23 protein-coding genes and 2 pseudogenes are annotated in these 18,402 nt (G+C 62.8%); 18 read left to right on the forward strand and 7 right to left on the reverse strand.

Translation table 11 applies throughout. The features are described from left to right. Window positions 1–31: 31 nt before the first annotated feature. The 5 genes from VGP39_RS27830 to VGP39_RS27850 all read left to right on the forward strand — a co-directional run bounded on the left by VGP39_RS27830 (window position 32) and on the right by VGP39_RS27850 (window position 5,082). Window positions 32–1,249 (forward strand): ABC transporter substrate-binding protein, encoded by a 1,218-nt coding sequence (locus VGP39_RS27830; RefSeq protein ID WP_327571312.1) that lies wholly within the window; start codon window positions 32–34, stop codon window positions 1,247–1,249. Window positions 1,250–1,328: 79 nt separating this feature from the next. Further along, window positions 1,329–2,192, forward strand: a complete 864-nt coding sequence (locus tag VGP39_RS27835) for a branched-chain amino acid ABC transporter permease (RefSeq protein ID WP_327571313.1) — start codon at window positions 1,329–1,331, stop codon at window positions 2,190–2,192. Between the two features lies 1 nt (window position 2,193). Beyond that, window positions 2,194–3,162 carry a branched-chain amino acid ABC transporter permease gene (locus VGP39_RS27840; protein ID WP_327571314.1) on the forward strand — a complete coding sequence of 323 codons (969 nt, stop codon included), beginning with the start codon at window positions 2,194–2,196 and terminating at the stop codon, window positions 3,160–3,162. A 256-nt stretch (window positions 3,163–3,418) separates the two neighbouring features. Then, window positions 3,419–4,063, forward strand: coding sequence for a DUF47 domain-containing protein (locus tag VGP39_RS27845; protein ID WP_327571315.1), 645 nt, complete (start codon window positions 3,419–3,421; stop codon window positions 4,061–4,063). A gap of 14 nt (window positions 4,064–4,077) precedes the next feature. Further along, window positions 4,078–5,082: an anion permease gene (locus tag VGP39_RS27850; protein WP_327571316.1), complete on the forward strand. Its 1,005-nt coding sequence runs from the start codon at window positions 4,078–4,080 to the stop codon at window positions 5,080–5,082. A 13-nt stretch (window positions 5,083–5,095) separates the two neighbouring features. Here the strand turns inward: VGP39_RS27850 and sugE are convergent, their stop codons facing one another. After that, the gene (gene sugE / locus VGP39_RS27855; RefSeq protein ID WP_327571317.1) at window positions 5,096–5,410 is read right to left on the reverse strand and encodes a quaternary ammonium compound efflux SMR transporter SugE; all 315 of its coding nucleotides are present in this window, start codon (window positions 5,408–5,410) and stop codon (window positions 5,096–5,098) included. Window positions 5,411–5,592: 182 nt separating this feature from the next. Here sugE and VGP39_RS27860 point away from each other — a divergent pair, with 182 nt between their 5' ends. After that, window positions 5,593–7,209: a peptide chain release factor 3 gene (locus tag VGP39_RS27860; RefSeq protein WP_327571318.1), complete on the forward strand. Its 1,617-nt coding sequence runs from the start codon at window positions 5,593–5,595 to the stop codon at window positions 7,207–7,209. Between the two features lie 151 nt (window positions 7,210–7,360). After that, window positions 7,361–7,972, forward strand: a complete 612-nt coding sequence (locus VGP39_RS27865) for a hypothetical protein (protein WP_327571319.1) — start codon at window positions 7,361–7,363, stop codon at window positions 7,970–7,972. 77 nt (window positions 7,973–8,049) lie between these two features. Here VGP39_RS27865 and VGP39_RS27870 read toward each other — a convergent pair. Then, a pseudogene (locus VGP39_RS27870) lies at window positions 8,050–8,472 on the reverse strand (DUF4260 domain-containing protein). Between the two features lie 123 nt (window positions 8,473–8,595). On the opposite strand from VGP39_RS27870, the gene VGP39_RS27875 reads away from it, so the two are divergent. From VGP39_RS27875 to VGP39_RS27900, 6 genes are all read left to right on the forward strand, one after another. Beyond that, a complete protein-coding gene (locus VGP39_RS27875) occupies window positions 8,596–10,128 on the forward strand; it encodes an acyl-CoA carboxylase subunit beta (protein WP_327571320.1) in 1,533 nt (510 codons plus the stop codon). Window positions 10,129–10,155: 27 nt separating this feature from the next. Continuing rightward, window positions 10,156–10,392 (forward strand): DUF4160 domain-containing protein, encoded by a 237-nt coding sequence (locus VGP39_RS27880; RefSeq protein ID WP_327571321.1) that lies wholly within the window; start codon window positions 10,156–10,158, stop codon window positions 10,390–10,392. Beyond that, entirely contained in the window at window positions 10,373–10,621 is a 249-nt protein-coding gene (locus VGP39_RS27885) for a DUF2442 domain-containing protein (RefSeq protein WP_327571322.1), read from the forward strand. The genes VGP39_RS27880 and VGP39_RS27885 overlap by 20 nt, the downstream gene beginning before the upstream one ends. Window positions 10,622–10,644: 23 nt before the next feature. Further along, complete coding sequence (locus VGP39_RS27890) at window positions 10,645–10,962, forward strand: hypothetical protein (RefSeq protein WP_327571323.1); 318 nt, start codon at window positions 10,645–10,647, stop codon at window positions 10,960–10,962. A gap of 75 nt (window positions 10,963–11,037) precedes the next feature. Next, entirely contained in the window at window positions 11,038–11,379 is a 342-nt protein-coding gene (locus VGP39_RS27895; protein WP_327571324.1) for a hypothetical protein, read from the forward strand. Between the two features lie 228 nt (window positions 11,380–11,607). After that, entirely contained in the window at window positions 11,608–11,934 is a 327-nt protein-coding gene (locus tag VGP39_RS27900) for a hypothetical protein (protein ID WP_327571325.1), read from the forward strand. A 93-nt stretch (window positions 11,935–12,027) separates the two neighbouring features. Here the strand turns inward: VGP39_RS27900 and VGP39_RS27905 are convergent, their stop codons facing one another. The 3 genes from VGP39_RS27905 to VGP39_RS27915 all read right to left on the reverse strand — a co-directional run bounded on the left by VGP39_RS27905 (window position 12,028) and on the right by VGP39_RS27915 (window position 14,286). After that, entirely contained in the window at window positions 12,028–12,288 is a 261-nt protein-coding gene (locus VGP39_RS27905; protein ID WP_327571326.1) for a GCG_CRPN prefix-to-repeats domain-containing protein, read from the reverse strand. A 168-nt stretch (window positions 12,289–12,456) separates the two neighbouring features. Next, on the reverse strand, window positions 12,457–13,461 hold the full coding sequence (locus VGP39_RS27910; protein ID WP_327571327.1) for an alpha/beta hydrolase: 1,005 nt from the start codon (window positions 13,459–13,461) through the stop codon (window positions 12,457–12,459). Between the two features lie 126 nt (window positions 13,462–13,587). After that, on the reverse strand, window positions 13,588–14,286 hold the full coding sequence (locus VGP39_RS27915) for a metalloregulator ArsR/SmtB family transcription factor (RefSeq protein WP_327571328.1): 699 nt from the start codon (window positions 14,284–14,286) through the stop codon (window positions 13,588–13,590). 94 nt (window positions 14,287–14,380) lie between these two features. Here VGP39_RS27915 and VGP39_RS27920 point away from each other — a divergent pair. Then, window positions 14,381–14,482: pseudogene (locus VGP39_RS27920) on the forward strand (NIPSNAP family protein); the annotation flags it as partial. 72 nt (window positions 14,483–14,554) lie between these two features. Further along, window positions 14,555–15,373: an isocitrate lyase/phosphoenolpyruvate mutase family protein gene (locus tag VGP39_RS27925; RefSeq protein ID WP_327571329.1), complete on the forward strand. Its 819-nt coding sequence runs from the start codon at window positions 14,555–14,557 to the stop codon at window positions 15,371–15,373. 65 nt (window positions 15,374–15,438) lie between these two features. On the opposite strand, the gene VGP39_RS27930 is transcribed toward VGP39_RS27925, so the two are convergent. Then, a complete protein-coding gene (locus tag VGP39_RS27930; RefSeq protein WP_327571330.1) occupies window positions 15,439–15,891 on the reverse strand; it encodes a hypothetical protein in 453 nt (150 codons plus the stop codon). Window positions 15,892–16,042: 151 nt separating this feature from the next. On the opposite strand from VGP39_RS27930, the gene VGP39_RS27935 reads away from it, so the two are divergent. The 3 genes from VGP39_RS27935 to VGP39_RS27945 are packed head-to-tail and all read left to right on the forward strand — an operon-like array spanning window position 16,043 to window position 17,504. After that, window positions 16,043–16,684 (forward strand): trimeric intracellular cation channel family protein, encoded by a 642-nt coding sequence (locus VGP39_RS27935; RefSeq protein WP_327571331.1) that lies wholly within the window; start codon window positions 16,043–16,045, stop codon window positions 16,682–16,684. Continuing rightward, window positions 16,642–17,142, forward strand: coding sequence for an RAD55 family ATPase (locus tag VGP39_RS27940; protein ID WP_327571332.1), 501 nt, complete (start codon window positions 16,642–16,644; stop codon window positions 17,140–17,142). The genes VGP39_RS27935 and VGP39_RS27940 overlap by 43 nt, the downstream gene beginning before the upstream one ends. A 2-nt stretch (window positions 17,143–17,144) precedes the next feature. After that, complete coding sequence (locus VGP39_RS27945) at window positions 17,145–17,504, forward strand: response regulator (RefSeq protein ID WP_327571333.1); 360 nt, start codon at window positions 17,145–17,147, stop codon at window positions 17,502–17,504. Between the two features lie 218 nt (window positions 17,505–17,722). Here the strand turns inward: VGP39_RS27945 and VGP39_RS27950 are convergent, their stop codons facing one another. Then, on the reverse strand, window positions 17,723–18,091 hold the full coding sequence (locus VGP39_RS27950) for a hypothetical protein (RefSeq protein WP_327571334.1): 369 nt from the start codon (window positions 18,089–18,091) through the stop codon (window positions 17,723–17,725). Window positions 18,092–18,402 lie beyond the last annotated feature (311 nt).

Genomic DNA, 18,402 nt, shown 5'->3' on the forward strand with positions numbered 1-18,402 from the left:
CAACGAGAAAAAATCCAGGAGGAGAACCAATATGAAGAACAGGATTTCGGCGCTTTTGCTAGGCACCGCGCTGATGCTTGCCGCGGGCGGCGCTTTCGCACAGGACAAGAACATCAAGATCGGCGTGCTGACGGACAATTCGGGGCTTTATTCCGATCTGGGCGGCGCCGGGTCGACGCTGGCGGCCCAGATGGCGGTCGAGGATTCCGGCCTTCAGGCCAAGGGCTGGAAGATCGACGTGATTTCCGCCGATCATCAGAACAAGCCCGACATCGGCACCAACATCACCCGGCAATGGATCGACGTCGACAAGGTCGACATCTTCATGGATGTGCTGAATTCCGGCGTGGCGCTGGCGGTCAACAACCTCGTCAAGGAAAAAAACAGCATCATGATCAACACCGGCGCGGCGTCGTCGGATCTGACCAATGCGCAATGCTCGCCGAACACGATTCACTGGGTTTACGACACCTACATGCTCGCCAACTCTACCGGTCAGGCGCTGGTCAAGGCCGGTGGCGACACCTGGTATTTCCTGACCGCGGATTATGCCTTCGGCGCCGCGCTGGAGCGCGACACCACCGCGGTGGTGGTCAAGTCGGGTGGAAAGGTGCTTGGCACCGTCAAGCATCCTTTGAATTCGTCGGACTTCTCCTCGTTCCTGCTGCAGGCGCAGGCGTCGAAGGCGAAAATCGTCGGGCTTGCAAACGCCGGCGGCGATACCACCAACTCGATCAAGCAGGCGGCGGAATTCGGCATCGTCAAGGGCGGTCAAAGGCTCGCGGGTCTGTTGCTGTTCATCACCGACGTGCATTCTCTCGGCTTGAACGTCGCGCAAGGCCTGAACTTCACCGAGACCTTCTATTGGGATCTGAATGACGACACCCGCAAGTTCGGAAAACGCTTCTCCGATCGCACCAAAAGCAAGGCGCAGCCATCCATGGTGCAAGCCGGCGTCTATTCCGGCCTGATCCATTACTTCAAGGCGCTTGAAGCGATGGGCGGTAATCCGCACGATGGCGCCAAGGTGGTGGCGAAAATGAAGGAGATGCCGACCGACGATCCGCTGTTCGGCAAGGGTTCCATTCGCGCCGACGGACGCAAGATTCACCCGGCCTATCTGTTCGAGGTGAAGAAGCCGTCGGAGTCCAAGGGGCCGTGGGACTATTACAAGCTGGTAGGCACCACTCCGGGCGACCAGGCGTTCCGGCCGCTGTCGGAAAGCGCTTGCCCGCTGGTGAAGAAGTAACAACGGCTGCCCGTCGGCCTCGCGCCGGCGGGCATCCATTCGGCGTTACCCGAGACATAAGTGCGAAAGACCGATCGTCATGCAAGCTCTCTACGCACAGCTTCTGGTAGGACTGATCAACGGCTCGTTCTACGCGCTGCTGAGTCTCGGGCTCGCGGTCATCTTCGGGATGCTCAACATCATCAACTTCGCCCATGGCGCGCTCTACATGATGGGCGCGTTTTGCGCGTACTTCCTGCTCAACATCGCCGGCATCGGCTACTGGCCCGCGCTGATCCTCGCGCCGATCGCGGTCGGCATTTTCGGCATGGTCCTCGAACGGACGATGCTGCAATGGCTGTCCGGCCTCGACCATCTCTACGGCCTGCTGCTGACCTTCGGGCTCGCGCTGATCATCCAGGGCGTGTTCCAGAACTATTTCGGATCGTCCGGTCTGCCCTATGCGATTCCGGATGAACTCAAGGGCGGCATGAACCTCGGCTTCATGTTCCTGCCGATCTATCGCGGCTGGGTCGTGGTGTTCTCGCTGGTGGTCTGCCTGCTGACCTGGTACCTGATCGAGCGAACGCGGCTTGGCGCCAATTTGCGCGCCGCCACCGAAAATCCGACGCTGGTGCGCGCCTTCGGCATCAATGTGCCGCGGATGATCACGCTGACCTACGGCCTCGGCGTCGGGCTTGCCGCGCTCGCCGGCGTATTGTCGGCGCCGATCAATCAGGTGCGGCCGCTGATGGGCGCCGACCTGATCATCGTGGTGTTCGCGGTGGTGGTGATCGGCGGCATGGGCTCGATCATGGGATCGATCATCACCGGCTTTGCGCTCGGCGTGATCGAGGGGCTGACCAAGTATTTTTATCCTGAGGCCTCCAACACCGTGGTATTTGTCCTCATGGTGCTGGTGCTGCTTGTAAAACCGTCGGGACTGACGGGGAGGGCGGCCTGACATGACAGCCATGACCGACGATACCCTGCCGGTGACGCCGCGCTCCATTCGCGACGAGATGATCCTTTTCGTCATTATGGCGGCGGCGCTGGCAGTCGTACCATTTACCGGCGTCTATCCGTTCTTCGTCATGCAAGCGCTGTGCTTTGCACTGCTGGCTTGTGCGTTCAACCTGCTGATCGGTTATGGCGGGCTGCTGTCGTTTGGCCATGCGATGTTTCTGGGAAGCGCCGGTTACTTCACTGCTCATGCGCTGAAGGTATGGGGCGTTACGCCCGAGCTTGGCATCGTTATCGGCACCGCGGGTGCTGCGGCACTTGCCGTCATCACCGGCCTGGTCGCGATCCGGCGCCAGGGCATCTACTTCGCGATGATCACGCTGGCGTTGTCGCAACTGTTGTACTTCATCTATCTGCAGACGCCATTCACCCACGGCGAAGACGGTATCCAGGGCATCCCGCAAGGGTACCTGTTCGGGATTTTCAATCTCGCCCGGCCGACGACGCTTTATTATGTCATCCTGGTCGGCTTCCTGCTCGGCTTCCTGCTGATCTACCGCACCATCAATTCGCCGTTCGGCGAGGTGCTGAAATCGATCCGCGAGAACGAACAGCGCGCGATCTCGCTCGGCTACAAGACCGACCAGTACAAGCTGCTCGCCTACATCCTGTCGGGGACGCTGGCCGGGTTCGCCGGTTCGCTAAAGGTGTTCGTCGCGCAGAACGCATCGCTCACCGACGTGCACTGGACCATGTCCGGTGAAATCGTGCTGATGACGCTGGTCGGCGGCCTCGGCACGGTGTTCGGCCCGGTGGTCGGCGCTTTCGTCATCATCGCCATGCAGCAGTATCTCGCCGGATTCGGGCAATGGGTCACGGTGATCCAGGGTGTGATCTTCGTGGTCTGCGTGCTGACCTTCCGCCGCGGCGTGATCGGCGAAATCGCGCATTATTTCCGCAGATCGCTGTAAATCCCGTGTCCCGGACGCGGTGCGGCATTCTTCATGCCGCTCCGCAGAGCCGGGACCCCGCTTAAGCTGGACCCCGGCTCTGCAGCGCACCACGCCGCGAAGAGCGGCGCGCTGCGCTGCGTCCGGGGAACACACAAAGCGGTGGATGACCGCGTTGCGGGCATCCGTCATTGCCCGCTTTTGCGGGAAATGGTCTATGACAGTTTCGCGACACGGTGCCCTGGCCGCCGTTGTTTTCCGTGCATGGACCTGACCGATGATGCGTTTGTTTCGCTACTTCCTGCCGCGCGAAGAACGGTTCTTCGAGTTGTTCGCCCGGCATTCCCAGACGGTGGTAAAGGGCGCCGAAGCGCTGCAGGGCATGTTGCGCGGCGGCGAGGAGACCCCGGTATTCTGCCAGCGCGTCAACCAGTTCGAAAACGACGCCGACGGCATCACCCGCGAAGTTCTCACCGCGGTGCGCCGCACCTTCATCACGCCGTTCGACCGTGTCGATATCAAGAACCTCATCACCTCGATGGACGACGCCATCGACCAGATGCAGCAGACCGCCAAGGCGGTAATCCTGTTCGAGGTGCGAACTTTTGAGCCGCCGATGCGGGAAATGGGCACCCTGGTGGTCGAGTGCGCCAACCTGGTCGGGCGTGCGCTGCCGCTGCTGCAATCGATCGGCGACAATGTCGCAATGCTGACCGCGATCACCGAGGAACTCGGCAAGCTGGAAGGCCGCGTCGACGATTTGCACGATATCGGCCTCAAGGAGCTGTTCCTCAAGCACCGCAATGCCAACACGATGGACTACATCGTCGGGGCCGAAATCTACGACCATCTCGAGAAAGTCGCTGATCGCTTCGATGACGTTGCCAACGAGATCAACAGCATCGTGATCGAACAGGTATAGGGCAGGGCCGCGCAGTGGACGCCACGCTAGGTCTTCCGATTCTGGTCGGACTAATCGCCGTCGCGCTGCTGTTCGATTTTCTCAACGGATTGCACGACGCTGCCAATTCGATCGCGACCATCGTCTCGACGAGGGTGCTGCGGCCGCAATATGCGGTGCTGTGGGCGGCGTTCTTCAATTTTATCGCTTTCCTGGTGTTCGGACTCCATGTCGCCAATACCATCGGCACCGGCATCATCGACCCCGGCATCATCGACGCGCAGGTGATTTTCGCGGCCTTGATGGGCGCCATCGTCTGGAACCTGATCACCTGGGGGCTCGGGATTCCTTCCAGCAGTTCGCACGCGTTGATCGGCGGGTTGCTCGGCGGCGGGATGGCCAAGGCGGGACTTTCGGCCGCGGTGTGGAGCGGATTGTCCAAGACGCTGCTCGCCATCGTGCTGTCGCCGCTGGTCGGATTCTTGCTGGCGCTGGTGCTGGTCGCAATCGTGTCGTGGCTGTCGGTGCGTTCGACACCGTTTGCGGTGGACCGCGCGTTCCGCATCCTGCAATTCGTCTCGGCGTCGCTGTATTCGCTCGGCCACGGCGGCAACGATGCGCAAAAGACCATGGGCATCATCGCGGTGCTGCTGTATTCGCAAGGGCACCTCGGCGAGCATTTTTCGGTGCCGTTCTGGGTGGTGCTGGCGTGCCAGGCGGCGATGGCGCTGGGCACCCTGATGGGCGGCTGGCGCATCGTGCGCACCATGGGGTTGAGGATCACCAAGCTGACGCCGATGCAGGGATTTTGCGCCGAAACGGGAGGTGCTGCAACGCTGTTCGCCGCGACGTTCCTCGGCGTGCCGGTGTCGACCACCCATACCATCACCGGCGCCATCGTCGGCGTCGGCGCCGCCCGCCGCGTCTCGGCGGTCCGTTGGAACGTGGCGAGTTCGATCGTCTATGCCTGGGTCATCACCATCCCGGCTTCGGCGATCGTCGCGGCGCTGGCTTACTGGGCGGTGCTGCTGCTGCGCTGAGGATTGGACGCTTTCATGTCACCAGCTTCAGCCCGACAATGCCGGAAACGATCAGGCCGATGCACAACAGCCGCATCGCCGTCGCCGGCTCGCCGAACAGCCAGATGCCGAGCAACGCGGTTCCGACCGCGCCGATCCCGGTCCATACCGCATAGGCGGTGCCGATCGGCAGCGTCTTCAACGCCAGACCCAGCAGCGCCATGCTTGCGGCCATGCTCAGCAGCGTCAGCACCGACGGAACCAGCCGCGTAAAACCCTCGGTATATTTGAGGCCGATCGCCCAGGCGATTTCCATCAGCCCCGCGACGAACAGCGTAAACCAGGCCATGACGAGCCTCCGGACAGGCAGGGCCGTCCCCGCGAGTGATGTGCTGATGGAAGGTCGTCCTTCCCGTCCCTATATGTGGATTCGGGACCGCTCCGCAACCGAACCGCGTCCCGGCAAATCCCCTCGCTAGCGTGCTGCAATCTCCTTGATCCGGCCCGCTTTCCCTGCCACATGCTCGCCTGATGTCTGACCTCGTTCTCACAGCCGAATCGCCTCCGCGCTCGCCGCTGGCGGCTGAAGTCGCGCGCCGACGCACCTTTGCGATCATCTCGCATCCCGACGCCGGCAAGACCACGCTGACCGAAAAACTGCTGCTGTTCGGCGGCGCCATCAATCTTGCGGGGCAAGTCAAGGCCAAGGGCGAGCGCCGCAACACCCGCTCCGACTGGATGAAGATCGAGCGCGAACGCGGCATCTCGGTCGTCACCTCGGTGATGACCTTCGAGTTCGAGAACCTCGTGTTCAACCTTTTGGACACGCCGGGCCACGAGGACTTTTCCGAGGACACCTACCGCACGCTGACCGCGGTGGACTCCGCCGTGATGGTGATCGACGCCGCCAAGGGCATCGAGGCGCGTACGCGAAAGCTGTTCGAGGTGTGCCGGCTGCGGGACATCCCCATCATCACCTTCATCAACAAGATGGACCGGGAAAGCCGCGACACGTTCGAATTGCTGGATGAGATCGAAAAGACGCTGGCGCTCGACACCACGCCGATGACCTGGCCGGTCGGCCGAGGCCGCGATTTCCTTGGCACCTACGATATCGAGACCGGCGGCGTGCGCCTGCTCGAGGGCGGCGGCGCCAAGACCGGCGCCGCACAACAGATCGACATCGCCGATCTCGCCGGCCGCAACGCCAATCTCGACGTGGGTGAGGTCAAGGACGAACTCGCTTTGGTTTCAGAGGCCTGCAAGCCGTTCGAGCTCGACGCGTTCCGCGAAGGCCATCTGACGCCGGTGTATTTCGGCTCGGCGCTGCGCAATTTCGGCGTCGGCGATCTACTGCAGGGGCTCGGCCGGTTCGCGCCGCCGCCGCGCGCGCAGGAGAGCAATCTGCGCAAGGTCGAGGCGAGCGAGCCGCGCATGACCGCCTTCGTATTCAAGATCCAGGCCAACATGGATCCGAACCATCGCGACCGCATCGCCTTTGCGCGGCTGTGCTCGGGGAAGCTGACGCGCGGCATGAAGGCAAAACTGGTGCGCACCGGCAAGAACATGAGCCTGTCCAGCCCGCAATTCTTCTTCGCGCAGGACCGCGCGCTGGCGGACGAGGCGTTCGCCGGCGACGTGGTCGGCATTCCAAATCATGGCACGCTGCGGATCGGCGACACCTTGAGCGAAGGCGAGGACATCAACTTCGTGGGCGTGCCCTCATTCGCCCCGGAAATCGTCCGCCGCGTGCGGCTGGCGGACGCGATGAAGGCGAAGAAGCTGAAGGAAGCTCTGCAGCAGATGTCGGAGGAGGGCGTGGTGCAAGTATTCCGCCCGCGCGACGGCGCCCCCGCGCTGGTCGGCGTGGTCGGCCCGCTGCAGCTCGACGTGCTGAAGGCGCGGCTGGATGCCGAATATTCGCTGCCGGTGGATTTCGAGGTTTCGGAATTCCAGCTGGCGCGCTGGATCTCGTCCGACGACCGCAAGAAGCTCGACGCGTTCATCGCCGCCAACGGCTCCGGCGTCGCCGACGACGTCGACGGCGATCCGGTGTTTCTGGCGAAGAACGAGTTCTATCTCGGCTACACCAGGGAACGTGCCGAGGGCATCGTGTTTTCCAGTATCAAGGATGTGAAGAAAAAATGAGTTCGTCGTCCCCGCGAAGGCGGGGGCCCAAAGCCCCTGGCGCTTATGATCTGGCGACGCTTGTCAACAAGATCATTAACGCCTTCCGCATCACGAACGACAACGGCGTATGGGTCCCCGCCTTCGCGGGGACGACGAAGGAGGGGCACTCATGTTGCGGCATGCATCTGCTTTTCTTGTCATCGTGACTGCAAGCGCGGCGCTCGCCACCACCGCCGAGGCGCAGCGGCGGCATCCGGTCGATGCCACGCCGTTCGCGCATGCGCCGTGCAGCGTGCTGTCGAACGAGCCGTGTACGCCGTCGTTTTGCAGCGTGTTCAACCACGGACCCTGCATTCCCGAGATCGATTATCCGATCGGGCAGAACCTGCAGCTCACGATCCAGAGCGTGCCGCCGCAGGCCGACGCCGCGAAGTATCAGAAACCGGACCACGACCTCGACACCATCGGCGACCTGTTCGCGGCGCTGCGCGCCTGCTGGTCGCCGCCGCCGGCGGACGACGCGCGCGAGGGCATGCAGATGTCGGTGCTGTTCAGCTTCAAGCGAAGCGGCGAGATCATCGCAGCCCCGCGCGTCACCTATTCGACGCGCGAGGTGCCGCAGCAGACCCGCGACCTCTATCGCAAGGCGATATCAGCGTCGCTCGACGCCTGCGTGCCGCTGAAATTCACCGGCGGCCTCGGCGGCGCGCTGGCGGGACGGCCGATCATGATCCGCTATGTCGACAACCGCGACCTCGGCAAGCAGTCGGGGAAGCCGTGAAAGCAGGCGTCATTGCCAGGCTTGGCCTGCCATCCATCTTCTTTGAAAGACTCTTGCGAAGATCGATAGATGGCGGGTCAAGCCCGCGCATGGCGATCTGCAGCCGGCCCGATGCGGCCGAGATGGGTGAATCCGAATCCGGTTGCGTATTTCAGGCCGTAGCCCAGCGCGCGGTCGAAGCCGATATGCGCCAGCCAGATCATCGCGATGGAAAGCACCAGCGGCGAGGCCAGGGCAAATCCGGCGACATTCAGCATCATCGGCGCCATGTAGCTATGCGCGGCGTTATAGATGATGGCGCCCATGCGCGGGCCGGCGAATTAGGCCGCGAAGCTGAGGTCGGGCACAAAAAACAGCAGAGCGTAGATCCACCATGATCCGCCCCACACCGCGTAGCGCAGCGTCATGCCCGCGAACAGCGTCAATCCCTCCAGCCGGAGCAGCGTCCGCAATCCGCCGGTGACGGCGCCTGCCGCATCCGCGCTTACGCTATCAGTCATGCGTCGCCCTCCCGTCGGTTCCGGACGTATCGTAGGGGGCGAGGCTGCCGGATGATAGGAGGATGTTTCCCGCCTGCAAAATGCCGTGTTAGAACCCGGACAAATCTGACGGGAAGAACGCCAATGAAAGACATCCTGGACACCCTTGAAGAGCGCCGCGCGGGGGCAAAATTCGGCGGCGGCGAGAAGCGCATCGAAGCGCAGCACGCCCGCGGCAAGCTGACCGCGCGCGAGCGCATTGAACTGTTGCTCGACAAGGGCTCGTTCGAGGAGTTCGACATGTTCGTCGAGCACCGCTCGGTGGAATTCGGCATGGAAAAATCAAAAGTGCCCGGCGACGGCGTCGTCACCGGCTGGGGCACCGTCAACGGCCGCAAGACGTTTGTGTTTGCCAAGGATTTTACGGTGTTCGGCGGCTCGCTGTCGGAAACCCACGCGCAAAAAATCGTCAAAATCCAGGACATGGCGATGAAGGCGCGCTCCCCGATCATCGGGCTCTACGACGCCGGCGGCGCGCGCATCCAGGAGGGCGTCGCGGCGCTCGCCGGCTATTCCTATGTGTTCCGCCGCAACGTCATCGCCTCCGGCGTGATCCCGCAGATCAGCGTCATCATGGGGCCGTGCGCCGGCGGCGACGTCTATTCGCCCGCGATGACCGACTTCATCTTCATGGTGAAGAACACCAGCTACATGTTCGTCACCGGGCCCGACGTGGTGAAGACCGTTACCAACGAGGTGGTTACCGCCGAAGAGCTCGGCGGCGCCTCGGTGCACGCCACGCGCTCGTCGATCGCCGACGGCGCGTTCGAGAACGACGTCGAGACGCTGCTGCAGATGCGCCGGCTGATCGACTTTTTGCCGTCCAACAATACCGACGGCGTGCCGGAGTGGCCGAGTTTCGATGACATCGAACGCGTCGACATGTCGCTGGATACGCTGATCCCCGACAATCCCAACAAGCCCTATGACATGAAGGAGCTGATCCTTAAAGTGGTGGACGAGGGCGACTTCTTCGAAATCTCCGAAACCTTTGCCAAGAACATCGTCACCGGTTTTGGCCGCATCGCCGGGCGTACCGTGGGTTTCGTCGCCAACCAGCCGATGGTGTTGGCGGGCGTGCTCGACAGCGACGCCTCACGCAAGGCGGCGCGCTTCGTTCGGTTCTGCGACGCCTTCAACATCCCGATCGTCACCTTCGTCGACGTGCCCGGATTTTTGCCGGGCACCGCGCAGGAATATGGCGGCTTGATCAAACACGGCGCCAAGCTGCTGTTCGCATTCTCGCAGGCGACGGTGCCGCTGGTCACCGTGATCACCCGAAAAGCCTATGGCGGCGCGTTCGACGTGATGGCCTCGAAGGAAATCGGCGCCGACATGAACTACGCCTGGCCGACCGCGCAGATCGCGGTGATGGGCGCCAAGGGCGCGGTCGAGATCATCTTCCGCAGCGATATCGGCGACGCCGAAAAGATCGCCGCCCGCACCAGGGAATACGAGGACCGCTTCCTGTCCCCCTTCGTCGCCGCCGAGCGCGGCTACATCGACGACGTCATTATGCCGCATTCAACAAGGCGCCGCATCGCGCGGGCGCTGGCGATGCTGAGGGACAAGAAGGTGGAAATGCCGGCGAAGAAGCATGATAATTTGCCGTTGTAGTCCTGGTCCCGCGGCGGGGATGACGAGATGCCGACAGTTCTGCGCTGGGGACCGTATCGAGCCTTCTTCTATTCCAACGAAGGCAGCGAACCGGCGCATGTCCACGTCCGCAGTGGCGATATGGAAGCCAAGTTCTGGCTGCACGATCTGTCCATGGCGGTGAATGCCGGGTTTCCGTTACATGAAATAGGCGGTATCATCCGCCATCTGCGATCCCATCGCGATGAATTGCTGGGTGCATGGAATGACCACTTTAGAAATTGAGGTCGGCGATCTGCGTGCGCGCTCGGTGGAGTTCACGGCGTCAGAGCTTGTCGTAACGCTAACGGACGGCCGGCGCATCGCGACGCCGCTCGACTGGTATCCGCTCCTTGTGAAGGCGTCAGCGGCCCAACGTGCAAATTTCGAGATCATGGCGATGGGGATTCACTGGCCCGATCTCGACGAAGATTTAAGTATTGCCGGGATGCTGAAGGGGCGGAAAGCGAATTAACAGTTTTGAGAGAAGGGTATTCCATGCCTCACCACTTCTTCGTCGTCCGCGCCACCGTCTCCGATCCTGCCAAACGCGCGGCGTTCGACGCCTGGTACGCCAACGAACATATGCCCGACGCCGTAAAAACGTTCGGCGCGGAGAAGGCGTGGCGGTTCTGGAGCGTCACGGATCCCGCCATACATCAGGCGACCTATCAATTTGCCGACAAGGCGTCGCTGGATCGCGCGACCAGTGGCGAGGAGATGAAGCGGCTGGTTGCCGACTTCAATCGCGACTGGCCCGGGATTACCCGTACGCGGGAGATCTTGGTGCTGGCGGAGGAATTCGGCGTGGCGTGAGGCCTAAGCGGTTCAGCCAACGTTCATCTCGGCGCGGCGAAACTCGCCGCCCATGATATGCAAAGGAGGAATGTGATGGAACGCCGCCACTTTCTAAAACTCACCTTTGGATTTATTGCGGGCGTATCCGCGCTGGCCGCGGGTGCCGTGGCTACCGAGGCCGCGCCACTGCCGCCCGTTACGCCGGAGGGACCGGGCGCTCCCCAGCGTGGTGACCGCGCGGAACCCGCGATCGCAATCCAGGACGATGTCGATCGCCTTGCGCCGGACCAGGTGCGGTGGAGGCGCCGCTGGGGCTATCGCCGGCGTTATTGGGGCTACCGCCGCCGCCGCCGGTTCTGGCGCCGCCGTTATTGGGGCTACCGCCGTCGCCGGTTCTGGCGCCGCCGCTACTGGCGCCGCCGTTATTATTGGTAAGGTTTTAGGCGCCCATGGTGAGGACCTGAAGCGGTTGATTGCGACTTCAACCGCGACTGGCCTTAACTCAGCACGCGCGAAATTTTCCTGCTGGCCGAAGAGGGCGCCGCGACATGGTGAGCCGTCGCGTCTCCCTAGCCTCGTGCGTCGGATGGTCGCCATCGGCTCGTCCCGGTTGCCCGGGTTTGGCGTCGGAGCTACCGTAGGTTTTTCAAAAAGGAGTCTTTGATGTCGAAATCATTGCCGAACACGAAGGGCTGGAAAGCATGGCAAGACCTGCAGCCGCCGGGGCCGCCGACGCTGCATGTCATCGGTGAGGTCGAAACCACCAACAGCAATCAGACACCGCACCTCACCGAAGCGAGCCCGCAAGGTACCAACCCCAAAATTCTTCTGCTGGACCTGAGCATCACGACTGCGGGCACCGGTCTTACCGTGATCGAGTGGAAGCAGGTCACCTTCACAAAGAAAATTTCGAAGGACCAATACACCAGCGTCGATATTTTCTCGGACGGCGAGCAGGTCGGGACCGCCAAGGTCGAAACTGTGGTTTAGTCCGAGGGCCGGAGCCGATAATTTATTCGCCGATGCTTACGGCCAAAACAAAGCCCCGCATGATGCGGGGCTTTGCCGGTTCGATAACCGCGCTCAGAACGGGCGGCAGCGCCCAGCACGCCAGGCGAATCCACGAGGGCAGACGCGGGCGCGCGGCACCACCACGACCGGGGCAGGCGCGACCACGACGCGGGGAACGACCACGCGAGGCGCCACCACGACGGCACCGCCATTGGGCCGGCATCCGCCATAGGGACCGCGATGGAAGCCGGGGCCGCATCCGCCGGCGGCATCGGCGGCACTGAACCCCGCGAGCGTGCCGGCAACCAGAACTACTGCGAAAAGCGTCTTCATGTTTCCTCCGTTTTGCTGGGCGCCAAGCGGCACCGGACCATGATTCAAGCTGCGTGATTCGACAACGCCGAATCCTTGCAACGCCTCGTACATCGATGCGCAAGCCTAGTTATGGCGGCCTGAATGCGGAATGAATGCGCGGTTTTCGCAAAAAAACCATGACATGCGTCAACGGGAGGCGAGAAACGCCAGCATCAGCTCGTCGAATCGTTGCCGCGCTTCCAGAAACACCAGATGGCCCGTTCCCGATATCACCTCGGCCCTGGCGTTCGGCATTCTGGCGGCGAGGGCTTTGGCCAACTCCGCATTCTGGCCCATCTTCGGACGCAACGCTTCCGGCGCGTTGGGCCTGCCCGGCGCGTTATGGTCGTCCGCGCCCATCACAAACAGCACGGGCTGCGTGAGCAAGGGAATTTCGTGCGCCACCGGCTCGCGATAGATCAGCTGCGCCGAATTGACGAAGGCGCGCAGCCAGCGCGGATATTCCGATGAGCCCTTGATGTTGAAGCGTGCGTCGATGAACGGCGTCACCTGATCCGGCGGCAGTTTTAGGGAATAGTTGGTCTCTAGCTGCTTGCGGTAGGCTTCGGCGGTGAGCTTGTCTTCGTTCTCGAGAATTTTTTCGGTCGGCGTCGGCGGCACGTAGAGCCGGTAGTCCTCCAGGCCGATCGGGGCTGCGAGCAGGAGATGCTCGATGCGGTCGGGATAGGCGCGGGCGATGCGTACCCCGAGCATGCCGCCCATCGAATGCGCAACGATGTCGGCTTTTGCGATTCTCAAGTGATCGAGCAGCGCGATGGTGTTGCGCGCCAGCGTGTCGAAATGCAGGTCGGCGGCCGGCTTTGAGGATTTGCCGAAGCCGATCTGGTCCGGCGCCACCACGCGGTAGCCGGCCTCGCCGAGCGTCTTGATCACCGGCGCCCAATAGCTCGACGGAAAATTGCGGCCATGCAGCAGTACCACGGTGCGGCCGTTCGGCGCAGGTGCCGCGACATCCATATAGGCCATCCGCTCCGGCTCGCCGTCATTGACCAGCGGCAGCATGTTGACGGGGTAGGGATAGGCGAACCCTTCGAGGCCGATGCCGTAGGGTTCGCGGGCAACCGGTTCGGCGGCGTGCGCAAAGGCGAGTGGCATGGCGGCGAGTAGGGCGGATAGTACAAAGCGCATCATGGAGACCTCCGTACCCCCGGGGCGTCATACGCGGGCTTGACCCGCGTATCCATCAATCTAAATGAGACTCTTTCGAAGGAGATGGATTGCCGGGTCAAGCCCCGGCAATGACGATATCGAGTGATTTTACTCTTCGCCCGCCCCGAACAGCGCCGCGAACTGCTTTTCGCCGTTGCGGGTGAAGTTGACGATGCGGCTGCCGGGGGCGGGATCGCGCGCGGCCCATTTCAGTTCGGCGAACCGCGTCATCATGGCGGCGCCGAGGGTGCCCGCGAGATGATGGCGCCGCTCGCTCCAGTCGAGGCAGGCCTTGCACAGCGGCCGGCGTGGGTGGGCGAGTTTGTCGGCGTCGATCTGCAGCCTCGTTGCCATGAAGCGCTCGCCGTCCGCGGTCAGCTCGATTTCCTGTTTGTGCTGCCGGACCAGCCGCTGCTTCTTCATGCTGTCCAGCATCTGCACGCCGAGATCGCCGGCGAGATGATCATAGCAGACCCGCGCGCGGCGCAGCGCCGGGTCCTTCGGTCCGGTGCGTACGCGCAGATGACCGGCGCGCGCGGCCAGCCCGGCGAGACCTTCGAGCACGCCGGCGACGTCGGATCCGGTGAGGCGATAGTAGCGGTGGCGGCCCTGTTTCTCCGGCTCGATCAGCCCGCCGACTTCCAGCTTCGCCAGATGCGAACTCGCGGTCTGCGGCGTGACGCCAGCCTCCTGCGCGAGCTCGCTCGCGGTCAGCGCGCGGCCGCTCATCAGCGCGGTGAGGATATTGGCGCGCGCGGGATCGCCGACCAATGCGGCGACCATGGCTATGTCGGGGCCTGCTTTCATACTTCGATGGTAGACGAAGCATTGGCGTCGATCAAGCGTTTATATGCGGGTTGTTGGAAAAATAAGCAGGAGGGTCTTGGCCATCACGGTTTTCATCCGCTACCAGCTCGAAGGCATGGCGAATTTCAATTTCGCCGAGGAGAACAAGTTCATCCTCGCGGAGGAACGCAGCTTCCTGCGCAAGGTCGAGACCTGACATCGCGCGCACTGGCGCCGGACGCCGCGCGCGGTTATCGTAAGGCAAGCAAAACGAACACAGGGAGAAAACATGCCGGTTTCAACTCAGGACAAGCGCGCGGCGTTCCGCAAGCTGCATGAGAGCGGCTGCTTCGTGCTGCCGAACCCGTGGGACGTCGGCAGCGCGCGGGCGCTTGCGCAGCTCGGCTTCAAGGCGCTCGCCTCGACCAGCGCCGGTTTTGCGTGGTCGATCGGCCGCGCCGACACTCGCGTCAGCGTCGATGACGTCTGCGAGCATCTCACCGCGCTTTGCAACGCGGTCGATCTGCCCGTCAATGCCGATTTCGAAGGCGGTTTTGCCCGTGAGCCGGAGAAGGTGGCGGTCAATGTCGCGCGTGGGGTGAAGACCGGCATTGCGGGGTTATCGATCGAGGATTCCACCGGCGACAAGGCGAACCCGCTCTACGAGCGCGCGCTTGCGATCGAGCGCATCAAGGCGGCGCGGGAGGCGATCGATGCCGACAGCAGCGGCGCGCTGCTGGTCGGGCGCTGCGAAGGATTCCTATGGGGGCAGACCGATCTTGCCATGGTGATTGACCGGCTCAATGCCTATGCGGAAGCCGGCGCGGATTGCCTCTATGCGCCGGGCATCAAATCGAAGGAGCATATCGCGGCGGTGGTGAAGGCCGTGCATCCAAAACCGGTCAACCTGCTGATCGGTTCTTCCGGCCTCAGCGTTGCGGAAGCTGCCGATCTCGGCGTGCGGCGCATCAGCGTGGGCGGTTCGCTGGCGCGGGTGGCCTGGGCCGGTTTCATGAAGGCGTCGCGCGAGATGTTGCAGCAGGGCACGTTCACTGAACTCGGCAACGGCTTTCCGGGTGGCGAACTGAACAAAATGTTCAGCGATTGAACGGCGCAGACAAAACGCAGCGGGCTGGCAGGCCCGCTGCGTCCTGAAACCTCAGTACTCAGCCTTTATTTGGCCGGAGCGTCGGGTGCCGCGCTATCGCCCGGCTTGGCACTACGGTCGATTTCCTGGCCGGTCGGTGCATTGGCTGCCGGCTGCTGCGGACGGGCCGGCGCCGCGCCCGTGGTCATGCCCGGCTCGGTGTTGCTACGCGGCGTCACGTCACGCATGCCCGAAGGCGCCGCCGGGGTTGTCTGGGCTGTGTTCTGGGTCGCCGGCGCGGTGGCGGTCGAGCCTGTGCCGGCCGGGTTCATCGACGAGTTGTTCAGCCCGTAGAAAACCGCGCCCAGCACTACTGCGACCGCGACGGCGAACATCGCGACCTTGCTGCCGCTGGCGGGGCCTTCGCCCAGTTCCGGGTCGGCCTGCAACTCTCTATCGAGACGCATGCGCTGCAACTCGTCGTCCGCAGAATCGATGTTGGGACGATAGGGATCGTTCGGGTTACGTTCGTAAGCCATGGATCAAGTCCTCCGTTGTCTCCTTCCTGACAACAGCCGGAGAGGACGGCAGTTCCCGGAACCGAACTGGAACCCACCGGCCTTTTCGCCCTGTTCACCCGGGAACCCGCGACGTAAGTTCCCCTCCGCCCATTCGAATCAAACCCTGTCCATGTGGACGATGCCCCCTGTCGATACCGTTCTTCACGTGCTGTCGCTGGTGGCGGCCGCAGCGCAGGCGATGACGGCGGCGCTCGCCGCCGGACGGCGCAGCATGGACTGGGTTGGCGTCTGTCTGCTCGGCTGCGTCACGGCGCTGGGCGGCGGATCGCTCCGCGACGTCCTGCTCGGACACTATCCGCTCGTTTGGGTGGAAAATCCCACATATCTGGCGATGACCGTCGCCGCCGCGCTCGTCACCATCGCGATTGCGCGCGTGGTGCACCGTCTGCAACTTGCATTTCTGGCGCTCGACGCCATCGGGCTCGTGGTGTTCACCATCGCCGGCTGCGAGGTTGCGCTTCAGCTTCATGAGTCGCTGCCGATCGTGATCGTCGCGGGCATGATCACCGGCTGCGCCGGCGGCGTGCTGCGCGACATTCTCTGCAACGATATCCCGCTGCTGTTCCGTTCGGAGCTTTATGCCAGCGTCTCGGCGGTCACGGGCGCAATCTATGTTGCGGCGCTCGGGCTTGAGTCGAACCACGACGTCGCGACCGCGCTGGCCTTCGCGGTCGGCCTGGCATTCCGGCTGCTTGCAATCCGGTTCAGATGGGAAATGCCGAAATTCGTCTTCACGGACGAGCGGCGCTGAGCCCGAAGGGATTGCGCGGTGTCAAGCGTCTGGTGATCGACGGCATCGACGGGTTTTCCAAGCTGACCGATGAAAACCGGATCGGGTCTTTTTTATTCGCGTTGTGCAACGAGTTGCGGGCGCTCGGGGTTACCACGCTGGCGACGGCGGAAACCGACCATGCCGGAATAACGCCGGGCCAACTGCTGGCCGGAGTGAACCAGCCCGGACCGTCCGCGGTCGCCGAGAACATCATCGCGCTGCATCTGGCGGCCTTGCGACCGGAGACCTATCGCTTGATGACCGTTCTCAAATCCCGTGATCGCCGGACCGGTATGCGGATGCGGCGCTTCGATATCGCCGAAAGCGGCATCGTGCTCGAAAGCGATCATCAGGGAGCCGAGAACATCCTTCGCGACCTCTCCCGCCAGGGCGCACCGCCGCCACCTTCTCCTGATCCGCAACTGACTGGAGAGTGACGGTGCGGACCGTGCTGATTGTCGAGGACGAATGGGCGATTGCCGACTGGCTCGAAGTACTGCTCGGCGAGAACGGCTACAACGTCCTGGTCGCCAGCAATGGCGGCGAGGCGCTCGACATCCTGCATCGGGAAACGCCGGACCTGATGCTGACCGATTTCATGATGCCGTTCGTCGATGGCGCCGGACTGATCGCCGCCATGCAGGAGAAAGCCGCCACCCGCGCCGTCCCGGTAGTCATCATGACGTCGCTGCTGGAAAGCGCGGTGCGCGACCGCGTCGCCGGCTACCGCGCCTACTTGCGCAAGCCGTTCCGCGAGGCCGATTTGATGAAGCTCGTGGGCGAGATTTTGGGAAAGTAGTTTTGCCGCTGCCCATGTCACAGCGTCATTGCCGGGCTTGACCCGCCTGCGGGGCCGAAGGCCCTCGGCGCGGCGGAGGCCCGGCAATCCATCCTCTATGGATGCCGGATCAAATCCGGGCATGACGGAATCGGCTGGAACGCAAGCTTTCATGTCAAGCGTTCATGCTAAAGGCCCCGACCTCGTTGCCAAGACCTTTTTGAGTGAGCGCGAACCGGTCAGCGCTTGGACTTCTTCGCCTTCTTGCTTTTCTTCGGCGTCGATTTCTTGGCTGACTTCTTCGCAGCTTTCTTGGCGCTTTTCTTGGCGCTCTTCTTCGCGCCCGATTTTTTGGAGGCCTTTTTTGCTTTTTTTGCCTTCTTCGTTTTCGCGGCCTTGACGCCGGCCGCCGACTTCTTGGCTTTTTTCACCGCCTTGGCGACCGCTTTCGCCGGCGCCGATTTCGCCGCCGCTTTCTTGACGCGGCTGACCACGGCCTTGGCGGCCGAGTTCGCAAGTACGGTTGCCCCGCTTACAACGAGGTCGCCGACGACATCGCTAATGGTCGGCTTCGGCTGGTCTCCATCCGGCTTCTTCTCGGTATCCATGACGCCCTCCAAAATTGAGCTATCAGCCTAGCCGATTCGGCAGCGGCCACCGTCACGCAAAACGTGCCTGCAGCGCTGCAAAACGCGCTTATGCACCATTTAGAGCGTGGTTTCGCGCGGCCCGCTACCACCACGTCACTGCATCCGCCTTGCTTTCGCCACCTGCTCCGTGGTCACCGCGGGCGCGGCGTTGCCCATGCGGCGTGTGGCATGCGCCGCAATGTGGAGCGCCCTCGACCAGATAGGCGCCGCGATTCCATTCCCCCGGCGAGCGGTTTTGAGGATCGGCGGTAAGGCAACTGGCGCAGTCG

Origin of the sequence: Bradyrhizobium sp. (genome assembly GCF_036009065.1) — a bacterium.
GTDB lineage: Bacteria > Pseudomonadota > Alphaproteobacteria > Rhizobiales > Xanthobacteraceae > Bradyrhizobium.

Excerpts from the sequence above, each read along its gene's own strand:
- VGP39_RS27830 (WP_327571312.1), top strand. The coding sequence starts at position 32 with ATGAAGAACAGGATTTCGGCGCTTTTGCTAGGCACCGCGCTGATGCTT.
- VGP39_RS27835 (WP_327571313.1), top strand. The coding sequence starts at position 1,329 with ATGCAAGCTCTCTACGCACAGCTTCTGGTAGGACTGATCAACGGCTCG.
- VGP39_RS27840 (WP_327571314.1), top strand. The coding sequence starts at position 2,194 with ATGACAGCCATGACCGACGATACCCTGCCGGTGACGCCGCGCTCCATT.
- VGP39_RS27845 (WP_327571315.1), top strand. The coding sequence starts at position 3,419 with ATGATGCGTTTGTTTCGCTACTTCCTGCCGCGCGAAGAACGGTTCTTC.
- sugE (WP_327571317.1), bottom strand. The coding sequence starts at position 5,410 with ATGGCCTGGTTTACGCTGTTCGTCGCGGGGCTGATGGAAATCGCCTGG.
- VGP39_RS27860 (WP_327571318.1), top strand. The coding sequence starts at position 5,593 with ATGTCTGACCTCGTTCTCACAGCCGAATCGCCTCCGCGCTCGCCGCTG.
- VGP39_RS27865 (WP_327571319.1), top strand. The coding sequence starts at position 7,361 with ATGTTGCGGCATGCATCTGCTTTTCTTGTCATCGTGACTGCAAGCGCG.
- VGP39_RS27875 (WP_327571320.1), top strand. The coding sequence starts at position 8,596 with ATGAAAGACATCCTGGACACCCTTGAAGAGCGCCGCGCGGGGGCAAAA.
- VGP39_RS27880 (WP_327571321.1), top strand. The coding sequence starts at position 10,156 with ATGCCGACAGTTCTGCGCTGGGGACCGTATCGAGCCTTCTTCTATTCC.
- VGP39_RS27885 (WP_327571322.1), top strand. The coding sequence starts at position 10,373 with ATGACCACTTTAGAAATTGAGGTCGGCGATCTGCGTGCGCGCTCGGTG.
- VGP39_RS27890 (WP_327571323.1), top strand. The coding sequence starts at position 10,645 with ATGCCTCACCACTTCTTCGTCGTCCGCGCCACCGTCTCCGATCCTGCC.
- VGP39_RS27895 (WP_327571324.1), top strand. The coding sequence starts at position 11,038 with ATGGAACGCCGCCACTTTCTAAAACTCACCTTTGGATTTATTGCGGGC.
- VGP39_RS27900 (WP_327571325.1), top strand. The coding sequence starts at position 11,608 with ATGTCGAAATCATTGCCGAACACGAAGGGCTGGAAAGCATGGCAAGAC.
- VGP39_RS27905 (WP_327571326.1), bottom strand. The coding sequence starts at position 12,288 with ATGAAGACGCTTTTCGCAGTAGTTCTGGTTGCCGGCACGCTCGCGGGG.
- VGP39_RS27910 (WP_327571327.1), bottom strand. The coding sequence starts at position 13,461 with ATGATGCGCTTTGTACTATCCGCCCTACTCGCCGCCATGCCACTCGCC.
- VGP39_RS27915 (WP_327571328.1), bottom strand. The coding sequence starts at position 14,286 with ATGAAAGCAGGCCCCGACATAGCCATGGTCGCCGCATTGGTCGGCGAT.
- VGP39_RS27925 (WP_327571329.1), top strand. The coding sequence starts at position 14,555 with ATGCCGGTTTCAACTCAGGACAAGCGCGCGGCGTTCCGCAAGCTGCAT.
- VGP39_RS27930 (WP_327571330.1), bottom strand. The coding sequence starts at position 15,891 with ATGGCTTACGAACGTAACCCGAACGATCCCTATCGTCCCAACATCGAT.
- VGP39_RS27935 (WP_327571331.1), top strand. The coding sequence starts at position 16,043 with ATGTGGACGATGCCCCCTGTCGATACCGTTCTTCACGTGCTGTCGCTG.
- VGP39_RS27940 (WP_327571332.1), top strand. The coding sequence starts at position 16,642 with ATGGGAAATGCCGAAATTCGTCTTCACGGACGAGCGGCGCTGAGCCCG.
- VGP39_RS27950 (WP_327571334.1), bottom strand. The coding sequence starts at position 18,091 with ATGGATACCGAGAAGAAGCCGGATGGAGACCAGCCGAAGCCGACCATT.